This window comes from Algoriphagus sp. UBA3586, assembly GCF_002376385.1.
GTDB classification, from domain to species: domain Bacteria; phylum Bacteroidota; class Bacteroidia; order Cytophagales; family Cyclobacteriaceae; genus Algoriphagus; species Algoriphagus ornithinivorans.
Window position 1 is genome coordinate 1 of record NZ_DFMT01000041.1, and the last position, 24,839, is coordinate 24,839.

At 39.3% G+C, this 24,839-nt stretch carries 14 protein-coding genes; 10 read left to right on the plus strand and 4 right to left on the minus strand.

The annotated features are described in order from the left end of the window. On the plus strand, window positions 1-340 hold a 340-nt coding region (locus B2906_RS14380), incomplete at its 5' end, for an IS1595 family transposase (protein ID WP_286940682.1). Between the two features lie 52 nt (window positions 341-392). On the opposite strand, the gene B2906_RS14385 is transcribed toward B2906_RS14380, so the two are convergent. Then, window positions 393-3,044 carry a DUF5686 and carboxypeptidase regulatory-like domain-containing protein gene (locus B2906_RS14385; protein ID WP_286940684.1) on the minus strand — a complete coding sequence of 884 codons (2,652 nt, stop codon included), beginning with the start codon at window positions 3,042-3,044 and terminating at the stop codon, window positions 393-395. 641 nt (window positions 3,045-3,685) lie between these two features. Between B2906_RS14385 and B2906_RS14390 the strand changes: the two genes are divergently transcribed. The 9 genes from B2906_RS14390 to B2906_RS14430 all read left to right on the plus strand — a co-directional run bounded on the left by B2906_RS14390 (window position 3,686) and on the right by B2906_RS14430 (window position 22,605). Then, window positions 3,686-6,676: a SusC/RagA family TonB-linked outer membrane protein gene (locus B2906_RS14390; RefSeq protein ID WP_286940686.1), complete on the plus strand. Its 2,991-nt coding sequence runs from the start codon at window positions 3,686-3,688 to the stop codon at window positions 6,674-6,676. Between the two features lie 19 nt (window positions 6,677-6,695). After that, window positions 6,696-8,183, plus strand: a complete 1,488-nt coding sequence (locus B2906_RS14395) for a RagB/SusD family nutrient uptake outer membrane protein (RefSeq protein ID WP_286940687.1) — start codon at window positions 6,696-6,698, stop codon at window positions 8,181-8,183. A gap of 63 nt (window positions 8,184-8,246) precedes the next feature. Then, window positions 8,247-11,525, plus strand: a complete 3,279-nt coding sequence (locus B2906_RS14400; RefSeq protein WP_286940690.1) for a VCBS repeat-containing protein — start codon at window positions 8,247-8,249, stop codon at window positions 11,523-11,525. After that, complete coding sequence (locus B2906_RS14405) at window positions 11,494-12,075, plus strand: hypothetical protein (protein ID WP_286940691.1); 582 nt, start codon at window positions 11,494-11,496, stop codon at window positions 12,073-12,075. The genes B2906_RS14400 and B2906_RS14405 overlap by 32 nt, the downstream gene beginning before the upstream one ends. Beyond that, window positions 12,072-15,374, plus strand: a complete 3,303-nt coding sequence (locus tag B2906_RS14410; protein ID WP_286940693.1) for a VCBS repeat-containing protein — start codon at window positions 12,072-12,074, stop codon at window positions 15,372-15,374. The genes B2906_RS14405 and B2906_RS14410 overlap by 4 nt, the downstream gene beginning before the upstream one ends. Beyond that, the gene (locus tag B2906_RS14415; RefSeq protein ID WP_219956917.1) at window positions 15,361-18,639 is read left to right on the plus strand and encodes a VCBS repeat-containing protein; all 3,279 of its coding nucleotides are present in this window, start codon (window positions 15,361-15,363) and stop codon (window positions 18,637-18,639) included. Before B2906_RS14410 ends, B2906_RS14415 begins: the two co-directional genes overlap by 14 nt. A gap of 129 nt (window positions 18,640-18,768) precedes the next feature. Beyond that, complete coding sequence (locus tag B2906_RS14420) at window positions 18,769-20,112, plus strand: vanadium-dependent haloperoxidase (RefSeq protein ID WP_219956918.1); 1,344 nt, start codon at window positions 18,769-18,771, stop codon at window positions 20,110-20,112. A gap of 50 nt (window positions 20,113-20,162) precedes the next feature. Further along, window positions 20,163-21,290, plus strand: coding sequence for a sugar phosphate isomerase/epimerase family protein (locus B2906_RS14425; RefSeq protein WP_219956919.1), 1,128 nt, complete (start codon window positions 20,163-20,165; stop codon window positions 21,288-21,290). 100 nt (window positions 21,291-21,390) lie between these two features. Continuing rightward, window positions 21,391-22,605: an ATP-binding protein gene (locus B2906_RS14430; protein ID WP_219956920.1), complete on the plus strand. Its 1,215-nt coding sequence runs from the start codon at window positions 21,391-21,393 to the stop codon at window positions 22,603-22,605. A gap of 4 nt (window positions 22,606-22,609) precedes the next feature. Here B2906_RS14430 and rnhA read toward each other — a convergent pair whose 3' ends face one another. The 3 genes from rnhA to B2906_RS14445 form a co-directional block, all read right to left on the minus strand. Further along, window positions 22,610-23,065, minus strand: a complete 456-nt coding sequence (gene rnhA, locus B2906_RS14435) for a ribonuclease HI (RefSeq protein WP_219956921.1) — start codon at window positions 23,063-23,065, stop codon at window positions 22,610-22,612. 31 nt (window positions 23,066-23,096) lie between these two features. After that, complete coding sequence (locus tag B2906_RS14440) at window positions 23,097-23,678, minus strand: MarC family protein (protein ID WP_091652751.1); 582 nt, start codon at window positions 23,676-23,678, stop codon at window positions 23,097-23,099. Between the two features lie 100 nt (window positions 23,679-23,778). Continuing rightward, on the minus strand, window positions 23,779-24,834 hold the full coding sequence (locus B2906_RS14445) for an aminotransferase class V-fold PLP-dependent enzyme (RefSeq protein WP_286940695.1): 1,056 nt from the start codon (window positions 24,832-24,834) through the stop codon (window positions 23,779-23,781). Window positions 24,835-24,839 lie beyond the last annotated feature (5 nt).

Consider the following 24,839-nt stretch of genomic DNA (forward strand, 5'->3'; position numbering starts at 1 on the left):
TGATTCGGTGAAACAGTTTGTGGGAACCACCGTGGATTCGTACTCGGTTTTATTTACCGACAAAAACACCGCGTATGTCGATCTGGAAAAAATGGTAGAGGAGCACATCAAAGTGAAATCCTCCAAGGATTCAACAAATGGAACACTCAATTGGGTACACACAGCGATAAGTAACCTGAAGAAAAATCTCCTCGGGATATATCACATGGTTTCAGAAAAATATCTGCAAAACTACTTGGATGAATTTGCTTACAAGCTCAACAGAAGATACTTTGGAGAAAAATTATTTGACAGGCTGATTATCGCGGCGGTCTATCCATACGTGCAACATTACGAATAGTCATAAAAATTAGATAAGCAATCCTCTAAAAGAAGTAAACCGATTCAATAATTTACTGAATCTGAATAAAAGTCGCCACCCCAAACCTAACTCCTCCTCTGAGGTAAGTTCCGTTTTCAAAGCCTGCTCCCAACTCCAACCTGAAAATCCTGAATAAATTATCCAGGGAATAGCCTACTTCCACATAGTGAGGGCTATTTTCGGTTTTAAGGTAGTTCAAAAACAGATTTTCACGTAATCCTGAAAAACGCAACATAGGCAATTGAGTCAGGAGAAATTTTCTAAACTGGTAATGAAAAATACCTGATACATAGGATCCCGCTGTACTGTATTTGTAATAATCCATAAACCTGTAATTGGAGGCAGGACCGAAATTGGAAAAGATGGTTCTATTTCCTCCAAAGTGCTGGAAATCGGGAAAGTATACCTGATTACTGTTGAAAAATGTACCTGCCATCACATTGAAATCCAACTTCCCGCTGACCCCAAACCTAAAATCATGTTCTATTCCTAGTTCCACATGATTAAAATCCGCCGCAGTATTAGATTGTAATAAATTCGGGAAAGCCCTGTCATAATTAAACTTGATCAAAGGAACTCGGTCTGAAATAGGGTATTTCCTTCCATTTCTGATGCCATAACGAATCCCCGGTTTCCACTCTATGTTCAGGTTAAACTTAGCTATTGAGTGATTTTCAAAAGCAGATGGAAAAGCAGCTTGATCGGCTTCTATATTATCTGGTCTATTTGAGGTGTAAGAACGCTCCGGCTTTTTGTAAAAACTATAAGCCGAATTGTTGAATAATTCCCTTCTGGATGCTAATGTGAAATTCATTCTATAGGTAAATCCGTAATCCACTCTATGGGCCCAATAAACCCTGCCAAAACGCTGCTCGTAAAGCTTCATATAATTCTGCCTGAATAGAATGGAGTACAATGCATTCACCTGTTCGTTGATCGGCTCTCCCCCATTGAACTGATAGATGTATCTTCCTCCTTGGATCCCCCAAGAAGTCCCTGAAATTGGAAGTGTTCTAGACCATCGAAAATCAACAGTTCCATAAGCTTTTTTACTGGAAAATCCGTACCGGAATTCCGGTTCTACATTGAAACTTTTCCTTAAAACCGAGACGCTATCAGCTAGCTTTTCTTCTTGGTATTTTCTGTAAAATAGGCCGAGACCTGCTTTCCATCCTTCTACGGTATTGAAAGAAATTTTTGTCCAGTTTTGACGGAAACCAACTGAAACTCCCTTTCCAAAACTATAATTGGCCCCATTAAGAAAATCCAGAGGCTTATACTTTCTTCTTGCCTTTTCTGCGATGGAATCTACATCACTAAGTTTGGCAGCTTCTACAGTAGCCAAACTATCATCCCTTTGATATCCTTGAATTTCTTTAAGCGTCAATGGAACGGGACGAATACTATCCCAATAGCTCAAATCTCTTTTCTTTGCCATAGAATCAATCTCATAATATCGCTCAGTGACCACTTCCGGATTCTTCTGCTCCTTGAGCATTTCTTTTTCATACTCATTCATGAGCTTTCTGTACTCCTTTCTGGTTTTAGGAGATTCAGAAGAGAGTTTTTCGACAACAGATAATTCAGTACTCTGAGCTGTATTTTTTTCAGGAATGGACTCTAATGTTTCATCTATAATCTCAGGAGCTTGTACCAAATCCGGATTGAGTGTTACTTGATAATCCCGAGTTGAGGCCAGGTATTGGAACTCCCCTTCAAAGCCGAAAAACTTACCTCCGAAAGTATAGGTATGAGTCAAAGGCATCCATACATTTTCAGCAACAGAAGCATATTGCTGGGTAGCTCGTATTTGAAAGCCTAAAAGTGAGGTTTTGAGATCTAAGCTATGTATGGCCCATAAATCCTCAATGATATATATGTATCCTTCAAAAACACGTTCCCCGCGGGAACGGGGAGTCACCTTGATTTTATTAACCATCACATTTTGATCAAAGAAACTCCCCTCATATTTGAAGCGATAGTAATTAAATGCTGCTCGGGACAAAGGAGAGATTATTTCATTGATTTGGTCCTGATAAAAACTGGTTTGAATGTAAGGGGCTGGAGAAGTTGCCTGATTATCCCCATTGGTCCGAATTGAGATAACTTTTTCCTCCACCTTATCGGGTTGGGTAAAGGTGATTTTCGATACAGACTCCGAAGTATAGGCTTCATTCAAATTAAGCCCATCTTTCTCCAGGGATTTTCTGAGGAAAAAAGGCGCATCAGTCAATTGACCCGTTCCTTTCAGATATACCATCATGGAATACTTTTGGAGTTGAAGTCTATGATACTTCGCTTTAGCGATCGCTTTTCTCATGATTGTCAATGCTGGATCTTCTGCCCCGGCTTTCACTTCCACCTGACTCAAGGTGTAAACCTGTGGTTCCAACTGCACATTAAACTCTACCCAATCATCCTGTACTATTACGGTTTCTATTCTGGATTTATAGCCTAGATACTGAAAAAGGACATCGTATATTCCTTTTTTAAGTTTGATTTCATATTTTCCATCCAAATTGGTTGGCACTCCATCTCCCAAATTTCTGATATAAACAGAGGCGTATGGTAAGGGATTCCCAGCATCGTCCTTCACTACTCCTTTGATACCTTGAGAAAAGGCGCTAAGAGAAATGATCAAAAAAGCCGAAAAAGAAAGGAGTTGCTTGCTGTATTGAGACATCCAATGAGATAGATTAAAATCTAGGTCAATATAAGTACCTGTTTATAAGCGAAAAAGAACGACTAATGGTTTTAAGGTTTTTTGAGAAAAGTTTATCCAGATAAGGACTAGACGAAAATTACAATTCTATCAAGTTATTATTATAATGTCTGAACTTACTTCAAAACTGACAACAACTTCTCTTTATATGAAAATAATTACTAGTATTGAATATAGTAAGGGAGGATTAATGGTACGTTTCATAGAACAGTTAAAACCCTTTTCCAAAATAAGAAACCACAAACTACAGTGAGCTAGACTGATTTTTTTAATTAAAATTAAATACTTAATTAATTTTTTTCAAAAAGGCTCATTTGTGCTCAATTTGATGATTTTGTTTCTCTAAGAAATTTTCATTTTTTTAATAAAAATTCGATTTTTTAATATTCAGCAAAAGGAAAACGATTTCCATTACTTAATTATTAAAAATAAGTGAATTCCAATGAATTATTATTAAAATATACATTATTCTGTTAAAATTGGATATTTTACGATTAGTGTTGGTGAAAAGTTAATAATTGCAAAATTAAATTTAATACTTCACCTTAGGTTTGAAATTAAGTACTCATACCTATTTCGCTTTTTTCAAAACAAAAAACCCTATGAGAAATTATTTACAACAACTTAAGTCATTGATGCTGGTGATGGCGCTCATATTCGGAGCTTCGCTAGCAGCCAATGCCCAAAGTAGAACCATCACAGGAACCGTCCTGGATGCTTCACTTGGAGACCCTGTACCTGGTGCCACTGTACTAGTAAAAGGCACCACCAGAGGCGTGGCGACTGATTTGGATGGAAAGTTTACCCTTGAAATCCAGCCAGGAGACCGTGTTCTGGTAGTATCATTTGTAGGTTATCTCACCAAAGAAGTGGAGATCGGTAACCAAAGCACTTTCACCATTAATTTGGAAGAGGATATCCAGAGCTTGGAAGAGGCAGTTGTAATTGGTTACGGCTCCCAAGACAAAAAGGAAATTACTTCTGCTGTAGTCGGTGTAAAACCTGAGGATTTTAACAGAGGTAACGTAGCAAACCCTACTCAATTACTTCAAGGTAAGGTAGCCGGTCTATCAATCACCCGTGCTGGAGGTAATCCTAACGGTGGCTTTGATATTCGATTGAGAGGTCTATCTACTTTCGGAGCTAACTCCTCTCCATTGATCGTATTGGACGGTGTAATCGGTGCATCTCTTGACAACGTTGACCCGAATGATATTCAGTCTATCGATGTATTGAAAGATGGATCCGCTGCAGCTATTTACGGTGCCAGAGGTTCTTCCGGTGTAATCTTGATTACTACCACTAAAAAAGGTACTAGAGAACCATCTACAACTGTTTCCATCAACTCTTTTGCAACTTTAGATCAGGCTACTAACCTTATCCCAATCCTTTCTCCTGAAGAATTTGTGGCAAGAGGCGGTCAGGATTTTGGTAGCAGAACCGATTGGAGAAAGGAATTGATTGATGATGCACTTTCGTATACCACCAATGCCAGTGTTTCCGGTAGTTTTAATAATACCTCTTACATGGCTTCAGTTAACTACCGTGATAACAACGGTATTGTAAATGGAGTAGGAAACGAAAGATTGAACACTAGAATCAACCTTTCTCAATCAGCAATCAATAATCGATTGAGAATGAATGTGAACTTATCCTTCACAAATGTAGATTCCGAAGATATCAATGGCGCTGCATTCAGATATGCCACTATCTATAACCCTACTGCTCCAATCTTCGAAGACACAGAAGATGCTAATCAGAGATTTGGTGGTTATTTCCAGAGAGATTTGTTTGACTTCTATAACCCAGTTGCTTTAGCAAATCAACAAAAATTTGTGAATGAGATTAAATCTGCTTTGACTTCGTATAGAGCAGAGTTTGATATTCTTCCTAATTTGACTGCTTCGGCTCAGTACTCTCAGGATAGAAGAAATCAATTGATTGGTGGATTTTGGTCTATTCAAGATTTTCAAGTAGGATTAGGAGCTAGAGGTTCAGCACAAAGAATCACGGAAGACAGACAGCAGAAAATCTTTGAATCTACCTTGAGATATGAAACTGAGGTAATGGATGGTTTAAACATGACCTTATTGGGTGGTGTTGCTTTCCAATCAACAAAAAATCAAGGATTTGGAGCAAGAGTTAGACAATATCTGTTTGACCTAGGATGGGATAATTTAGGGGCAGGCGCTATCCGATTAGGTAACAACACAAACCTATATTCCTTTGCTAATCAGGATCAATTGAATTCTGCTTTCGGTAGAGCTAACTTTAATTACAGAAACTTACTATTCCTTTCTGCTTCAGTGAGAGCTGAAACATATTCTGGATTTGGAGCGAATAACCAAACTGGTGTGTTCCCTGCATTCTCTGTAGGTTCTGACTTCACTCAGATTTTTGATATGGGAGTATTCTCTCAGTTCAAACCGAGAGTATCTTATGGTGTAACTGGTAACCTTCCTCCATCTCCAACCTTGGCATTAGGTGTATTCGGAAATGGAAACAGAATTGACTTGGATGGTGACCCATTGACTACAGATGATATCTACGTAGGTATTGTACAAAACTCCAATCCAAACAGATTCTTGAAGTGGGAAACCAAGAAAGAATTCAACGTGGGTGTGGATTATGCGATGTTTGACGGAAAAGTAAATGGTAGTGTAGACTATTATGTTAGAAATATTTCCGACTTGCTATTCAATGTACCGGTTTCCGGTGGTCCAAATATTTTCGATCCAGGAAGATTCAATACAGTTGGAAGTACTTGGGTAAACTTGGCTGATTTGAGAGCTGCAGGTTTTGAATTCGCAATAGGTGTAGCAAGAATTGGAAAAGGAACATTGAAATGGTCTCCGAATTTCAACTTCACTATTTATGACAAAACCACTATCGAGAGCTTATCAGCAGGTGGTCTTGGATTTGACGAATTGAGATTTGCTACTCCAGGTTCTCCAGGACAAAATAACAACCCTATCATCTACAACAGAGTAGGTCAAACTTTGGGTGACTTCTACGGACCAAGATTATTGGGTATCAGTGAAGCAGGTGAATACATCCTTTCTACAACCAATCCTGATGAATTTGAAAGATTAGGAAATGGTCTTCCACAGGGTGAATTCGGTTTTGCCAACGGATTTGAATATGGACAATGGACTTTGAATGTATTCTTAAGAGGTGCTTGGGGACATGACTTATACAACTCTTATAGAGGTTTCTACGAAAATGCAGATGCTCCATCTAACACTTGGAACTCTGTAATTACAGATAAAACTCCAACAAGTCCTTTGATTACCTCAACTCCAACCTTCAACAGTTCGTACATAGAGGATGCAAGCTTTATCAGACTGGATAACATGGAATTAGGATATAATTTCAAAACTAATTCTCCTAATTTGAGTTCTTTCAGAGTGTATTTTGCAGCACAAAATCTATTTACAATAACCAATTATTCTGGTATAGACCCTGAAGTGAGAGTAAGAGACTTAGAAAATGGTGATCCATTTACAACTTCTTTGTCACCTGGAATTGAGAGAAGAAATACATACTTCCAAACCAGATCTTTCACTTTGGGTCTTAGTTTAAACTTTAAGTAATCAATCAAACAACAGAGATATGTTAAAATCAATTAGTAAAACCTTTCTGTTGATTCCGGTAGTATTCCTACTGGGATCCTGTTGGGAACTGGAGCAGGAGGTACTTGACGGAGTAACTCCTGAGGATGTGGCGAATAGTAATAACCCAGCCTTGATTGACGTTTTGAAAGCTTCTGCATACTCCCGTATTGTGGGTAGCTGGGGTGGACACAACAGTATCTGGTCTATTTACGAGGTATCATCTGACGAAATGGCAATTCCACAAAAAGGAGCTGACTGGGAAGATGGTGGATTATGGTTAAGAATGCACAGACATACTTGGCAGCCATCTGACGAGGCTTTCAATAACTCTTGGGCTTACTGCTATACCGCAATTGGTGAAATCAACAACCTAATTGTGAGTTATAGAGACGTGGAAGCTTTGACAGCTGAATTAAGAGTATTAAGAGCTTTGATTTATTCTTGGTTGATCGACAGCTTTGGAAATGTTCCTATCGTAACTGAAGATGACTTGGAAGGAAACCCTTCTAACAATACTCGTCAAGAAGTATTTGACTTCATCGAAAGATCAGTTAAAGAAAACGTTGACTTGCTACCTAAGTCGGATACTAAAACAACCTTGAATTATTACAGTGCTCATGCTATCCTTGCGAAATTATACTTGAATGCTCAGGTTTACACTGGAACTGCAAGATGGGCTGACGCTAAGGCTGCAGCAGATGTAGTTATTTCAGGTCCCTACTCTTTGTCAGCAAATTTCTTTAGCAACTTTGCTACAAGAAATGGCGGATCTACTGAGAATATCTTGACATTACCGTATGATGAGAATAATGCAGGTGGATTTAACCTTGCTCAAATGACCTTGCACTACTTAAGCCAAAATACTTATAATCTGCAGGCTCAGCCATGGAATGGATATGCATCTTTGGAAGAATTCTATAATTCTTTTGATGACAATGATGTGAGAAAGAATTCCTTTATTGTAGGTCCTCAATTCGCTGCTGATGGTACTCGTTTGAATGATATTTCAGCAGAAGCAAATGATCCTGATGGCCCTCCATTGACCTTTACTCCTCAGATCAACATGTTGGCTCCAAATGCTTTCAGACAAGCTGGTGCAAGAGTTGGTAAATTTGAGTTTGCTTCTGGTGCAGCGCCAAGTTTGAATAATGATTATCCATTGTTCAGATTGGCTGACATGTACTTAACTAAAGCAGAAGCTGCTTTCCGTTTGGGACAAACTTCAGAGGCCTTAACTGCCATCAATATGGTAAGAACTAGAGCAGGTATGCCAGCATTCAATACCTTGACTTTAGATACCATCTTTGCAGAAAGAGGAAGAGAAATGTTTGCTGAAGCTTCCAGAAGAACTGATCAGATCAGATTCGGAAAATGGAATCAGCCATGGTGGGAAAAAGGGCAATCTCAACCTTTCAGAGCTCTATTCCCTATTCCATTACAGCAAATCAATGCTAACCCTAACCTGACTCAGAACCCAGGTTATTAATTAAAAATAATATCTAATTGAAAGGAAGTGTACATTTGTGCACTTCCTTTTTTTTACAAAATCATGAAGTACAGTAAAAGCATACTGCCTATTTTAATGATCATTTTGCTTTCTTCCTGCAAAAAGGAAGAAGCACAGGAAAAGCAACTTTTTAAACTTATTTCAGCAGAAGAAAGTGGGATTGATTTCAGAAACGATCTCACCTATAATGAAAAATATAACCCTTATACATTCAGGAATTTTTACAACGGGGCTGGTGTAGCCCTTGGAGATATCAACAATGATGGACTCTTGGATATTTTTATTGCCGGAAATCAAACCTCTAATCGCCTCTATTTAAATAAAGGCAACTTTAAATTTGAAGACATTACAGACCAAGCAGGCTTAAATTCTTCTGGAGTTTGGTCTACCGGAGTCAGTATGGCAGATATCAATAATGATGGCTTATTAGATATCTATGTTTGCAAATCCGGCCCTCCCGGAGGAGAAAAGAGATACAATGAATTATTTATCAATAAGGGAAACCTAACATTCAAAGAAGAATCAAAAGCTTATGGAATTGCCGAAGAAGGCCTCTCCCAGCATGCGGTATTTTTTGACATGGATAAGGACGGGGATTTAGACATGTACCTTTTGAGTAATTCTGGAAGATCTATAGGACTCTTTGATTTAAGAGAAGGCCAGAGAGAAATCAGGGATCCAGAAGGTGGGAATAAATTATTCAGGAATGATGGAGCATTTTTTACAGATATCAGTGAAGCAGCAGGAATCTTTGGAAGTAGTATTGGCTATGGTCTTGGAGTAACTGTAGCAGATTTGAATGAGGATACCTGGCCTGATTTGTATGTATCTAATGACTTTTTTGAAAGAGATTATCTCTACCTCAATAATCAAGACGGAACTTTCAGAGAAGTGCTTCCCGAATTGATCCCGGAAATTTCTATGGGCTCCATGGGTGCAGATATTGCTGATCTGGATAATGATGCAAGGCCTGACATATTTGTAACAGAAATGCTCCCTGAAGACTGGAATCGGGTAAAAACAAAAACTCCATTTGAAGATTGGGATAAATTCCAGGCCAACCTCAAAGCAGGGTATCACAGACAGTTTACCCGAAACACCTTACAAAAGAACCTAGGTCAAAATCCCAATACCGGAGCTCCCATGTTTACTGAGGTTTCTCGAATGACTGGCATGCATGCCACAGATTGGAGCTGGGGAGCATTGATTTTTGATGCAGATTTAGATGGTCTGAATGATGTTTTTGTGGCCAATGGAATCGTAAAGGACCTTACTGATTTTGACTTTGTGGATTTTTATGTCAATAAACAATCAGATATTAGCCAATTTAAAAAAGACTCAGTTTTGATCACCAAAATGATTGATGAGTTTCCCTCCACCCCACTACAAAATTATTGGTTTAAAAACCTTGGCAATTGGTCATTTGAAAACAAAGCCATGGAAGTTGGCCTCAATCAATTAACCTTCAGTACAGGAGCAGCATATGGAGATTTGGATAATGATGGGGATCTGGACTTAGTTGTCAATAACCTCAATGATTTCCTAGGAGTCTACAAAAATCAAAGCATTGAAAATCAACTCGGCAATTATATCACCATTAATTTAAAAAATGCTTTTGGCGCTACCGTAGAGCTTCATATGGAAGGTCAGACTTTGTATAAAGAATATCAGCCTGTCAAAGGCTACATGTCATCGGTAGACCCTAGAATTCATTTTGGTATTGGACAAAACAAAACTGTAGATAGTCTAATTATCGCATGGCCAGATGGTAGCAGGAGTATCCAGAAAAACATTGCTGCAAATCAGGTTATCAATCCTCAAAAAAATAAAATTCAGACTCCGACTGAAAAGACTTCTAAGCAAACGCCACTCATATTAGCTTCCAACCCTATCCCATTTAGACATCAGGAAAGTCAGTTTATTGATTTTGACCTGGATAGATTACGTTTTTGGTCTATCAGCAATGAGGGCCCCAAAGCTGCTGTGGGAGATCTAAATCAAGACGGAAGAGATGACATTTTCCTTCCAGGTGCAAAAGGACAGGCAAGTCAACTCTTTTATCAACAGCCAAACGGAAGCTTTCAAACTGCCTTGGAGGGCTTATTTGAGCAAGACAGTCTTTCTGAAGATGTGGATGCTTTAATTTTTGATGCCAACAACGATCAACTTCCCGATCTGTTAATTGCCAGCGGTGGCATTGAGTTTGGAATGGGGAATCCACTCTATCAAAATAGGTTGTATATCAATCAAGGAAATGGCAAATTCCTTAAGTCCCAGCAATTATTTGATCCTGTACCTAGCTCATTTATTCTGGCAACTGATATTGATCAAGATGGAGATTTAGACTTAGTCATTGGTGACAGAGAGCAACCTTTTGCTTACGGAATTCCAACTGGATTTAACACTTGGCTAAATGATGGTAAAGGGAATTTCACCAAAGCAGCAACTTCCCAAGAGTTCAAAGAAGGAATGCTGACATCAGGAAGCTTGGCTGACTTGGATGGTGACGGTCAGCTAGAACTTATTATTGCCGGAGAATGGTCTCCTATTCGCATTTTTTTCATTAAAAGTGGGCAGTTCTATGAAAGAACAGAGGAATTTGGTTTTTCCCAGACGAGAGGATTGTGGAACACGCTTCTCGTAAAGGATTTAAATGGAGACGGAAGCACGGATATATTAGCGGGTAATCTAGGTTTAAATACCCGATTCAAACCTCCGACTGGCAGCAAGCTGAGAATGTATGTCAATGATTTTGATCAAAATGGAAGTTTAGATCAAATTCTCTGTTTCTATGACGGAAATAGGGCAATGCCTTTAGTAATGAAGAACACCTTACTCAAGCAGATTCCTTCTTTACGAAAGCAATTGACTACATATGCAGCTTACCAAAATAAGTCAATGGAGGAACTTTTCCCTGCCCAAATTCTTTCAAAATCCCTAAATTTGGAAGTCGATATCTTGCAAACCTCCCTGTGGATCAACGATGGAAATGGGAAGTTTAAACTCCAGGAATTACCTGTTGAAGCTCAGCAAGCCCCCATTTACACCAGCCTTTTCTTTCAGGATTCAAAAAGCAATGATTTCCTCATCTTAGCAGGAAATCAAAGTCGGAATAAGCCGGAAATGGGATCCAATTTGGGAAGCTATGGTTGGTTACTAAACCATACAAAAAACGACACTTGGATGGTATCCCTTCCAGAAGAAAGCGGATTGGTTCTTCCCGGAGAAAGCAGGGATCTTCATAAAATAATAATCAATAACAAACCCTATTTAATAGCAGTAAGAAATAATGATGAACCGATTCTTTTTGAGATTCGCTAAGGCAATTTTAATAGTTAATATGCTTGGTGCCTGCAAATCTGAGTACCAAAAAATTGAAGATAGGGAATTGAGCTCCGGTAAAGAAGCTAATGAGCTATTCTTAGGATTGGAATTGGGAATGGATAAAAAGGAGTTCTTCGAGACTTGTTGGGACCTCAATAAAAAAGGAGTTTTATCTAATGGCCCCACTGAATTATCTGTAGAATATCAGGCTGAAATGCCCTCAGGCAATCCTGCCAAAATGCGCTTTTACCCAAGATTTGAAGAAAATAAAATTTATATGATGCCCATGGAGTTCACCTATGAATCTTGGGCTCTTTGGAATGAAGAGTTAAGCGTAGAAAAACTCAGGGATGACGTTATTGCCTTATTAGAAAGCTGGTATGGAGATGGCTTTTTTGAGGTTTCCAATGAGGATAAATCATTGATAGCATTTGTCAAAATTGACGGAAACCGAAGAATCCGTGTTTTCAAAAAATCTATTTCCTCAGTTCGAGTAGAAATAGTGGATTTGCCTATCCAAAAACAACTAGAAGCTAACCCATCATGAAAAACAATATAATTGGCTTTTGCGCACTCATTCTTATGTTTTCCTGCGGAAAGGAAGAGGCTAAAACTCCAAGTCTCTTTGAACAAATATCTCCAGAGGAATCTGGCATAACCTTCAGTAATGACCTTTCATTTGATAAAAAGTTCAACATTTTCACCTACAGAAATTACTATAATGGAGGTGGAGTTGCATTGGGAGATATTAATAATGATGGATTGCTAGATATATACTTCACGGGAAATCTTGCAGACAATAAGTTGTATCTCAACAAAGGCAATTTTCAATTTGAGGACATTACTGAAAAAGCCGGCGTTAAAGGTAACCGGGCTTGGAGTACCGGAGTGGCTATGGCCGATGTAAACGGAGATGGATATTTAGACATTTATGTTTGTAACTCGGGAGATATTTCAGGAGATAACAAGCAAAATGAGTTATTCATTAATCAAGGGGATGGCACTTTTTTAGAAATGGCTGAACAATACGGTTTAGCTGACCAGGGATTCTCAACCCATGCTGTATTTTTTGACTATGATAGAGACGGAGACCTTGATGTTTATCTTTTGAATAACAGTTATCAGGCAATTGGAAGCTTCAACAAAATGCAGAATAAGCGTCCTGAACGAGACCCTGTAGGTGGAGATAAATTATTCAGAAACGATGGTGGAAAATTTACCGACGTAAGTGAGGAAGCTGGGATTTATGGATCAGTAATTGGATTTGGGTTAGGAATCACCATTGGAGATGTGAACCAAGACGGCTGGCCAGACATTTTTATTTCTAATGACTTTTTTGAAAAGGACTATTTATATATCAATAATCAAGACGGCACTTTCACAGAATCTTTGGAGTCTGCTATGAGATCTATTTCTGCAGCTTCCATGGGTGCAGATATTGCGGATATCAACGGAGATGGACTGTTAGATATTTTCGTCACAGACATGCTTCCAGAGCCTATGGATAGATTGAAGCAAGTGACCACTTTTGAAAACTGGGATAGATTTCAATTCAACAAGAATTACGGCTATCATTATCAATTTTCAAGGAATATGCTTCATATCAATAATGGGGACGGCACTTTCAGTGAAATGGGCAGAATGGCCAATGTAGAAGCCACAGATTGGAGCTGGGGAGCTTTAATTTTTGATATGGACAATGATGGCTTGAGAGATTTATTCGTAGCCAACGGCATCTATCAGGATATTACTGATTTGGACTATTTGAACTTTATCGATAATGAGGAGACCAAAGTAAAAATCATCACCCAAGAAGGAGTGGATTACAAAGCCCTTATTGATCCTATTCCAGTCAATCCAGTACCCAATTATGCATTCAAAAATTTGGGAGACCTTCAGTTTGAAAACAAAGCTCAGGAATGGGGATTGGGAGAAGCTATTCACTCAAATGGCTCTGCCTATGGAGATTTGGATAATGACGGAACTTTGGACTTGGTCATCAATAATGTAAATAAGCCTGCTCAAATTTTTAAAAACCTCAGTAAAACTCTATTACCTGAAAATCATTCCATCCAATTCGAATTGATCGGAAAAGGCATGAACACACAGGCAATTGGAACCCAAATCTTGGCAATTGCAGGTGATCAAAAGTTTTACTTGGAACAAATGCCAAACCGGGGATTTCAGTCCTCAGTGGACCCTAAACTGACTTTGGGGCTAGGGAAAATCACAAAGCTTGATCAAATCTATATTACATGGCCTGATGGAAAAGTAAGTTTATTGGAAAATCAATCAGCAGACAAATTATTACAGTTGAAATGGGAAGATGCTCAAGCAGGAATTGAGGTGCCTAGCTCGAAAGGAATCAAGCCTTTGTTTAGCAAGGAAGAGCAGCCCCTAATTGATTTCCAGCATCAGGAAAATACTTTTGTTGACTTTGACAGAGACCGATTACTGTATCATATGTTCTCTACCGAAGGTCCTGCTTTTGCCAAAGCGGATGTCAATGGAGATGGTATAGAAGACCTATATTTCGGAGGATCGAAAGGGTTTAGCGCCAAGTTGTATCTTGGTTCTAGCTCTGGGAAATACTCCTTATCAAGACAAGCTGCATTTGAAGCTGACTCCACTGCAGAAGACTCCGACGCTTTATTCTTCGATGCCAATGGGAATGGTTTTCTGGACTTATTGGTGACTTCAGGCGGAAATGAATTTCCACTCAATGCACCTGATCTTGCGGACAGGCTTTACATTAATGACGGGAAAGGAAATTTCAGCAAAAGCGTCCAAACTGGCTTCCAAACGATAAGAGGAGTAAGCTCATCTGTTCAGTCCATAGATATCAATGAAGACGGAGCTTTGGACCTTATTATCACCGAAAGGTTAGTTCCTTTTGTCTATGGTGCACCGGCAAGCAGTCATATTTGGATTAATGATGGGAAAGGGAATTTCACTGAACAGAGCCAAGATTTTGCTCCGGGATTTCAGGAAATAGGAATGATCACCGACGCAGCAGTAGTGGATTTGGACCAAGACGGAAAAGAAGATTTGGTACTTGTCGGTGACTGGACTGAACCTATTTTTTTCAAAAACACCGGAAAAAAATTGGAAAGGATGGAGCTTCCCAAACTAGCGAAATTAAAAGGCTGGTACAGATCTGTAGAAGTTGCAGATTTGGACGGAAATGGTTTTCCAGATTTGATTCTAGGGAATCAGGGACTTAATACCCGGTTCAAGGCAAAATCCGATAGCCCTATTCGGATGTATTTAAATGACTTTGACCAAAACGGATCTATAGAGCAAATATTCACTGCTACTCAAGGGGATATTCAGGTGCCATTTACGCTGAAACATGAACTGGAAAAACAAATCCCGACTATCAAAAAGAAGTACATGAGGTACTCGAATTACAATAATCAATCCTTAGATCAGATTTTCGATCCCGCTATTATTTCCAAATCCATTGTCAATGAATTAACTCATTTAGAGTCGGGGGTATTAATGAATCGAGATGGAGCACAGTTTGAATGGGTTTCTTTCCCAAGAATGGCTCAGAGATCCTGGGTGTTTGCAAGCGAGACAATAGACATCAATCAAGATGGAATAATAGATTTGATTTTGGGAGGAAATTTAAGTGGAGTAAAACCGGAAATCGGCAAATCAGACGCCAGTTTCGGTGAGGTGTTGATAGGAAATGGAGATGGAACTTTTCGTTACCTTCCTAACGCTCAACATCAACTCAAGCTTTCCGGTGAAATCAGGGCAATCAGCCGATTAAATGATCAAAAACTCCTAATTGTAAAAAATAACAGTGCTGCAGAAATCTGGAAATATGACAATTACTAAATTTTGGAGATTTACAGGCTGCATCCTGGCTATCACATTGCTTTCCTGCAAAAAAGAGGAGAAAAAAGAGAAACTCTTTGAGTTACTTTCGGCTCAGGAAACGGGGATTGATTTTCAAAATAATCTTACCTCAAGCCCCGAGATAAATATTTTAGAATATCTCTATTTCTACAATGGAGGCGGGGTAGCCGCGGGGGATATCAATAATGATGGACTGGTTGATTTGGTTTTTACTGGCAATCAAGTTCCCAATCGCCTCTTCCTCAACAAAGGCAACTTCCAGTTTGAAGATATAACTGAATCGTCGGGGATATATGAAGAAGGCAGCTGGTCCAATGGCGCCACTTTTGCAGATATTAATGGAGATGGCCTGCTTGATTTATATATCAGTCAAGTTGGAGATTACAAAGGGATACAGGGTAAAAACAAACTTTATATCAACCAGGGCGATCTGACTTTTATTGAGCTTGGCGAGCAATATGGAGTAGATTTCAAAGGTTTCGGTACCCATGCCGTCTTTTTTGATTACGACAGAGATGGAGATTTGGACCTTTATCTGTTAAATCATGGAGTGAAATCACCCGAGGTTTTCGCAAAGTCAGAAAACAGGGTAATAGCTGATGAAGGAGGAGACAAGTTATTAAAAAACCTCGCATCTGAAGGCCAAAGAGGCTTTATAGATGTAACTGAAGAAGCCGGGATCTACTCCAGTGTTTTGGGTTTTGGACTAGGAGTAAGTATAGAAGATTTCAATCAGGATGGCTGGTTGGACATTTATGTTTCCAATGATTTCACTGAGAATGATTACCTCTATATCAACCAGCAGGACGGAACATTTTTAGAGAGTCTTCAAAGTATTATTTCTAATACGTCCCGATATTCAATGGGAAATGATGCTGCTGATATTGACGGAGACGGGTATCCGGATATTTTCACCACAGATATGCTTCCTGAAGATCCGGAAATTTGGATGAAATCTGTTGGAGAGGATAAAGCAGAAGTTTACTCCATCAAAAAGCAGTTCAATTATGGGGATCAATACGTAAGAAATCACCTGCAACTCAATACAGGCAAAGGAGAGTTTAGTGAAGTAGCCTTATATGCGGAAGTTTTTGCTTCTGATTGGAGTTGGTCTCCCTTGATATTCGATATGGATAACGACGGGCTGATGGATATTCATGTCACCAATGGAATTGTCAAGAGGCCTAATGATTTGGATTTCATCCAATACTCTCAAGAGGCAGATCCAAATCTGAAAATGGATGAGCTTAGGAAGCGGCAAATTGAAATGTTACCTTCTGTCCAGCTCCCGAATTATACTTTTCATAATCAAGGTAATTTAAAATTTAAGGCTAAAGCAAAAGAATTTGGTTTGGATCAGGCCTCCTATTCCAATGGAAGCACCTATGCTGACTTGGATAATGATGGAGACTTGGATTTGATCGTCAACAACCTTAATCAACCTGCATTTATCTACCGCAACAAGTCTGAAAGTCTCGGCCATAATTACGTCAGTGTAGAATTAAAAAGTGCTGGAAATAATCCATTTGCGATCGGAGCTGAGGTTAAGGTTATTACTCCTGAAAAAAAATATCGGCAACTTTTAAGCACTTCTAGGGGATTCCAATCAGGAACTTCTACGAATTTAATCTTTGGATTAGGCAAGGTGGACAAAATTGATGCTATCCAGGTTAGATGGCCGGATGGAACTTTTGAGCAATTCGAAGGCCTCTCTATCAATCAGAAGCACTTATTAATCAAAGGAGGAGGAAAAGAATTTATTCCTGAGGGGAGAATATCTGAAGCCGCCAACTCTGACTTTTCTATCTCCTGGTATCATCAGGAGAAAAATGAACTGGACGAAACCAAAAGAGAGTACCTAATCCCTAGAAGTTTTGCAGCTGAAGGTCCTGCATCTGCTAGCGCTGATATCAACGGAGATGGACTTACAGATATTTTTCTGGGAGGAGCCAAAGATCAGGCAGGTGCATTTTTCCTACAAAAGGAAGATGGAGGCTTTGAACCCATAGAAAGTAAGTCATTTTCCCAGCTTGCCAAAGCCGAGGATGTGGTAGCCGCTTTTGAAGACTTTAATGGAGACGGATATTTGGATTTATATGTAGGAAGTGGGGGGAATGAATACGAAGCTGATAACCTCTTTCTCTTTGATCGCATACTTTACGGGAATGGAAAAGGAAATTTTGCCTTCTTTCCCAATGCACTTCCTCCAATTGGACAAAATACCTCCTCACTGGCCATTCATGATGTCAATGGAGATGGCTTTCCCGATATTTTTGTCGGCGCATCGGTTCTAACCGGAGATTATGGAGCGAGTCCATACAGCTATCTTTTGATCAACAACGGTCGCGGTCAATTCCGTGACCAAACTCAAGAATGGTTTGGTGCAGGCAAAGATTTGGGAATGATTCAGGATGCTACTTGGAGTGATTTGGATGGAGATGGAGCCAAAGAGTTGATCCTGTCAGGAGATTGGCAAGCCATTCGGGTTTTCAAGAATAAGGGCAACAAATTGGACGAGATTTTTTCAGGTGGTTTAGAAAAGTCTACTGGATGGGTCAATGAGATAATGGTGGAAGATATCAACGGAGATGGTCTCAAGGATATATTGGTGGGCAACCTTGGACTTAATTCCAAGCTAAAAGCAAGTCATGAAAAGCCAGTTGTTTTTTATCATCATGATTTTGATGGAAATGGTCAAGCAGATCCATTGATATTTCATTATATGGGAGAGAAATTAGTTCCTTTTGCTACGAGGGATGATTTGATCAAGCAAATTCCCGGAGTGAAAAGAATGCATTCTTCCTATCAAGAATATGCTAAGATTTCCAAGCCAGAAGATCTTTTTGGGAAAGATATAATTGGAAAACTTAGCCCTAAATATGCCTATGAGTTTAGATCCGGGGTTTATTTTCAAAAAGAAGATGGGACGTTTGAGTTTGAAGCCTTTCCATGGCAAGCACAACTTAGCCCCATCAAAGACATGAAATGGAATGCTGCAACTCAAACACTTTGGATAGTTGGAAATGATTCAGGATTCAGAGTAGATCTTGGGAAAAACACCTCCAGTTCCAATTTAAAATTACAATGGACAAAGGAAGGGTGGAAAGTAATCAAAGAGGAAAACAAGGTTCCCTCTCAAGCCGAACTGAGAAGAATAGAGCAAATCAAATCCCTGAGCAACAGCTACATTATCGGAATCAGCAATAATGGCCCGGTATATTTTCTAGGTAATTCTGAAAATTGACAAAAATCATTTGAGAGAGCTGAATTTTAACATACTTTTGGCTTCACCCTAGCGGAGAATCAGTCCAAAAACTTGAGTCTCCCAGCACTATTCAGTAAATTTAAGATTCATTAAAAGACAGTAATTCAAATGATTAGATTAAAAGGGTTGCTCTTTTCGCTACTACTCTTGACGATTTTCTCTTGTCAGGAACCAGTGGATTATAGCGATGCAATTACCGACGGCCATTATTTAAGTGAAGCACAGGACAGGATTACAGAAGTAATTATTCATGATATATTTTCTCCTCCCGTAGCAGCACGAATTTATTCCTATTCTTCCCTTGCAGCCTATGAAGTTGCAGCGGCAGTGGATCCAGGATATAAGTCTCTTATGGGACAATTAAATGGCTCAGAAGCTATTAATATTCAAGTTCCGAAGAACATTTATCCTCCACTTGCTTCTTTGGCAGCCTATTACAAAATGGGAACTGCCTTGATCTTTTCAGAAGAAATGGTTCAAAACCACAAGGAGAAAGCTTTTGCAGAATTAAAGGAAAAAGGCATTCCGGATGATGTATTTGAAGCATCAGTGAAGTTCGGAGAAGAAATCGCTGATCATATCAAAGCCTATTCATCCAAGGATAATTATCATCAAAGCAGATCCTTCCCGAAATATACAGTAACTGGGCAACCCGGAACCTGGGAGCCTACTCCGCCAGCATATATGGAAGGAATTGAGCCTCATTGGAATAAGATCAGAACATTCGTTATTGACTCAGCTGCCCAATTTAAGGTTTCCCCTCCCCCAGCCTATTCTACTGATCCAAATTCGGAATTTTATCAAAAGGCCAAAGAAGTTTATGATGCGGTAGTCAATGCTTCCAAAGAAGAACTGGATATCGCCATGTTCTGGGATTGTAATCCCTACAAAATGAATGTGAAAGGACATGTGATGTTTGCAGAGAAAAAAATTACTCCTGGTGGACACTGGATGAGTATCGCTGCTATTGCAGCAAAAACCGCCAATGCAGACTGGAAAAAAACAGCTGAGGCATTAGCAATGACGGGAATTTCCCTGCACGATGCCTTTGTTGCTTGTTGGGATGAGAAGTACCGTAGCAAATTAGTAAGACCCGAAACCTACATCAATCAATTTATAGATCAGGAATGGGTTCCTTATTTACAAACGCCTCCATTTCCTGAGCATACCAGTGGCCATAGCGTAGCATCAACCTCTGCTGCTTTTACACTAACTCAGATATTTGGTGAAGACTTCCATTTTGTTGATAGTTCAGAAGTCAACTATGGACTTCCAATAAGAGAGTTTGACTCTTTCATGGAGGCTTCTGCGGAAGCGGCTATTTCAAGATTTTATGGGGGCATCCACTACATGCCAGCTATCAATGAGGGTGTTTGGCAAGGAAGAAAAGTTGGAGAGCTCATTTGGTCCAGAATTAGTACCAAGCCTGAAAATTTGGCAGAAAACAAGTAATTTAAGCAGCCCTTAGGGGCTGTTTTTTTTAACCCAAAACCTATAAACCCATGGCGAATCCTATTTGGATTATGACTTCAGCTTTTGATCAGCTGAACTTGGAACAGACTATAGAAAAAGCCAATGAAATCGGAGTTCAAGGATTGGACTTATGTGTGTTCAGAAGAGATGGAACCCGGGATGATTTCGTGGCTACTCATTTGGATTATGAGAATTTCAGTGTAAATGAAGCAAAAAAATTAATTGATCAATTTAATGCTGCTTCTTTAAGACTTTCCTTAGGTGCTTTTGAAAATCTAATCGGTGGAGATCCTGCGCAAAGAATAAAAAACCAAAATCATCTTTTGAGATTGATCCGAATGGCTTATTTGCTTGGGGGAGATGAAAATGATGTCAAAGTTGGAACCTTTGTGGGCTACAACCATGAGTTGGGAAATGAAGACGGAGGATTTGAAAAAAACCTCTTGGAATATCAGCGTATTTTCAAACCCATCATCCAATATGCTGCTGATTTAGGAGTAAGTATTTTGTATGAAAACTGCCCAATGGAAGGCTGGAGAAGTTCTGGGCATTTTGGCACTTTCAATAATTTACCGGGAGTCCTAGCCGCCAGAAAACTGATGTATCAACTGATTCCGGAAAAGAATCACGGTGAGATTTACGACCCTTCACATGATATTTGGCAACATACAGATCCTGTAGAAGTCATCAAGCATACAGATATGACTCGCCTTCAGAGAATCCATGTCAAATCGACTCGAAATAATCCAGATCCATTCTGGGGAAATATGTATCCTATGCATCAGATTCCTGAAGATTGGGCCAAAAAGGCTGGAATCCCATCCAGTACCAATCCTTGGGATCGGCATCACTACGAGGCTACCTTACCTGGATTTGGCTTAGGGGATGATCTGGACTGGAGAGCATTTGTGAATATTCTAAAAGAAAAAGGATTCACAGGGCCATTTGAAATAGAAAATGAAGCAGTATTGTCCAAGCAAACCGGAAAAATGGGTGCTATCGTCCAAGGCTGTAAGGCGGCTGTTCAAAACTTAGCCCCTTTGCTTTATGAGTTGACGGATGAAGGCTGGGTATTTCCAGCATCTGAGCATCAAACTCTAATAGAAGTCAATCGAAAAGACATCCAAATTGTAAAAATGGATGACTTACAAGGCTAAAGTTTATATTCACAGAAAACAAAAGTTTATACTGATAAAATAAACTTGTTTATATTATCAAAATAAACCTTTACCTTTGAGTAGGATAAACAGCAGAAATATGCTACTTAAAGAAGAAATAGAACTAGCAGTCAATCGTCAAAAAAAGCTTTTTGATCAACATTTGTCACTCACTCCTAGAGAGGCGAAAAACAAAATAAATCAAGGAAGTCAACAAATAGAGGTAATAACTGGAATCAGAAGGTCCGGAAAAAGTTCGCTCATGCGACAACTTATCGAGGAATATGATCCAAACTACTCCTATCTAAACTTTGAGGATCCGCGATTATTTGACTTCACAGTTGATGATTTTTCCAAGTTGGATGAAATCTTGGAATCAAGTGGCTCGCCTTATTTTTTTGATGAAATCCAAAATGTAAAAGGTTGGGAAGTATATGTCCGGCAATTGCATGATAATGGGCAAAAAGTCTTTATCACTGGATCTAATGCTTCGCTTCTTAGCCGGGAGCTCGGCACTCGACTTACCGGGAGGTATTTAGCTTATGAAATATTCCCCTTCTCCTATTCAGAGTTTTTAAAATATCATGCTTGGGAGGACAATGCAGAGAACTTTCAAAATTATTTGGACTTAGGAGGCTTTCCTGAATATCTCAGAGACAAAAATCCTGAAATCCTTCAAAACTTACTCAAGGATATCGTTTTCCGAGATATCGCTATTCGTTATGGTATCAAAAACACCAAAACACTCTTAGACATAACTCTTTATCTGATATCCAATGTGGGAAAAGAAATAAGTTATAATGGAATCAAAAAAACCTTTGAAATAGGCTCTGCAAATACTGTCTCTGATTATCTAAATTGGTTAGAAGATGCCTATCTTCTATTTTTCCTACCGCGCTTCAGCTGGTCAGCTAAAAGCATATCCAAAAATCCCAAGAAAGTATATTGCATAGATCCTGGATTTGCACGGGCAAATTCATTGAGCTTTTCAAAGGATCAAGGAAGATTATTGGAAAATTTGGTCTATTTAATCTTTCGAAAAACCACCCATAAGTTGTTCTATTACCGTGAGAAAAAGGAATGTGATTTTGTGGTTTTTGAAGAGAAAAACTGTAAATGGGCTGTACAAGTTTCTGAAAAAATCCATTCAGAAAACAAAAATCGAGAAATAGAAGGCCTACTTGAAGCAATGAGTTTTTTTGACCTGAAAGAAGGCTTTATACTTACCTTGGATCAAGAAGACAGTCTTTCTGTGGATGGGAAAATGATTTGGATTCTACCTATAAGGGCTTTCCAAAAGATTTACTTGTCTTAGAGCACTATTTAGTATTTGTCTCATACCCCTCATCTACTTTGAGACCTGGACCTTCCGCAGCTTCTACCGCTAGCTGATCGCAGCGCTCATTTTCAATATTTCCTGCATGTCCTTTCACCCAAACGAATTTAGGCTTGTATTTTAAATGAAGTGGAATATATCTCAACCAGAGATCAGGGTTCTTTTTATCCTTGAAACCTTTTTTCTGCCAGCCCCACAACCAGCCTTTTTCAACGGCATCTACCACGTATTTACTATCTGAGTAGATGGTTACCGGAATTCCGGTCAACTTCAATTCCTGCAAAGCTCTAATCACCGCTAAAAGCTCCATACGGTTATTGGTAGTAAGCCGAAACCCCTCGGAAAGTTCTTTCCTGTGTTGGTTGAATTTCAAGACTGCCCCATAGCCTCCCGGTCCAGGATTGCCCTTAGCAGCCCCATCTGTGTAAATGGTAATCATGATGCAAAGAAAGTAAATTCAGCCCACTGTCTCAGACAATATCCATAGGGAATGCGTTGGACTTGAAAATCTTCACAGCTATCGACAAAAGAATAATACCGAAAATTCGTCTTAAAACATCAAGACCTGTTTTTCCGAGCTTTCTTTCCAGCCAGGTGGTACTTTTCAAAACGGCATAAACAAATACCAAGTTGAGCAAAATCCCGATAGCAATATTCACTTGGGCAAATTCTGCCTTCAAGGTTAGGATAGTTGTCAAAGTACCTGCTCCCGCGATCAAAGGAAATGCAATCGGAACTATAGATGCTCCTGCTGTAGCATCTGGATCCGGTTTAAACAATTCAATCCCCAAGATCATTTCAGCGCCCAAAGCAAATATGATCAAAGCTCCGGCAATGGCGAAGTCCTCCACTCCTATTCCAAAAAGACCTAAAATTGACTTTCCGGCAAGAAGGAATAGAATCATCAAAACACCTGCGGCAACCGTAGCCTTCTCAGACTGGATATGGCCAACTTTTTTTCGAAGATTAATGATGATCGGAATAGAACCGAGTATATCAATGACCGAAAACAGGATCAATGACACGGAAAGGATTTGCTTGAAGTCAATCATGCTGCAAAGCTACACCAAATAAAATTTGCTTTGCAAATATGTGAGGTTAGGATTTTTTTAGCGTTCAGTTAAGTTTCACTCCCAAACTCCTCTACCCTTTTCAATATTGGCTCAGAAAAGCAATCAGTTTTTCCATTTCAGCATCTGTAATAGCAGGAAAATTGGCAATGCGGAATGAAATAGGCTTCAATGGCCCATATCCCGAACCTAACTGCATTCCTTCTTTTTCGGCTGCTTTTTTTACTTGGGAAATCGTATCCTCCAAACCGGTTACACCAAGTACAGTTGTACTTCTGGCTTGTTGATTATCCACCAAAAGTCGAAGCGTTTTAGTCTTAGCAACACAATCCTCCAACTGACTCATTCGACGACGAAGATTTTGATCTATATGCTGAATTTCCTGCATATCCTGCAGCACTCTATTAAGCAAGTAAATCCCCAAGACATTAGGGGTGTAATGAGTCTGATAAGAACGCGCATTTTCCAACATAAAGCTCAAACTATTATACCTGCCTTTCTCTCCTTTTCTTTCTGTTTGGGCTATAGCTCTTGGGGATAAAATCAAGACTCCTAATCCTGCTGGAAGACCGAAGCATTTTTGAACCGAAGCATACCAGATATCTCCCAAGCTAAAATCCAACTCTATTCCAGCCATACTGGAGGTGGTATCCACCGCAATTAATTTCTCCGGATATTTTTCACGGATATCTTCCAAGTACTCCATCCTTACCTGGGAAGCATTGGAAGTTTCATTTTGAGTGATTGCAATTAAATCGAACTCTTCAGAAATCGTTAAAGAAGCTATATCAACCGTTTCATTGGCCTGGATTTTCAGCCCATCTGTTGCAGGAATAATGTGCTTGGCCAACTCTATCCACTTTTTCCCAAAAGAACCCGAATAGATATGAAAGCTGGCTCTTTCTACAATAGATTGAGAGATAATCTCCCAGTTTTCAGTGGCAGAAGAGGTAAAAATCAATTTGTAATCTTCAGGCATATGCAGTTTTTGCCGCATCAAGGATTCGGTTTCTTGATATAGCTGCATAAATGCCCCACTTCGGTGATTGGCACTTAATATTCCTTCTTGATAAGCTTCTTGCAAATAAGTTGGCAAAGAGTCATAGACTTTGGAAGGTCCGGCTGCAAATGTGATCATAGGAA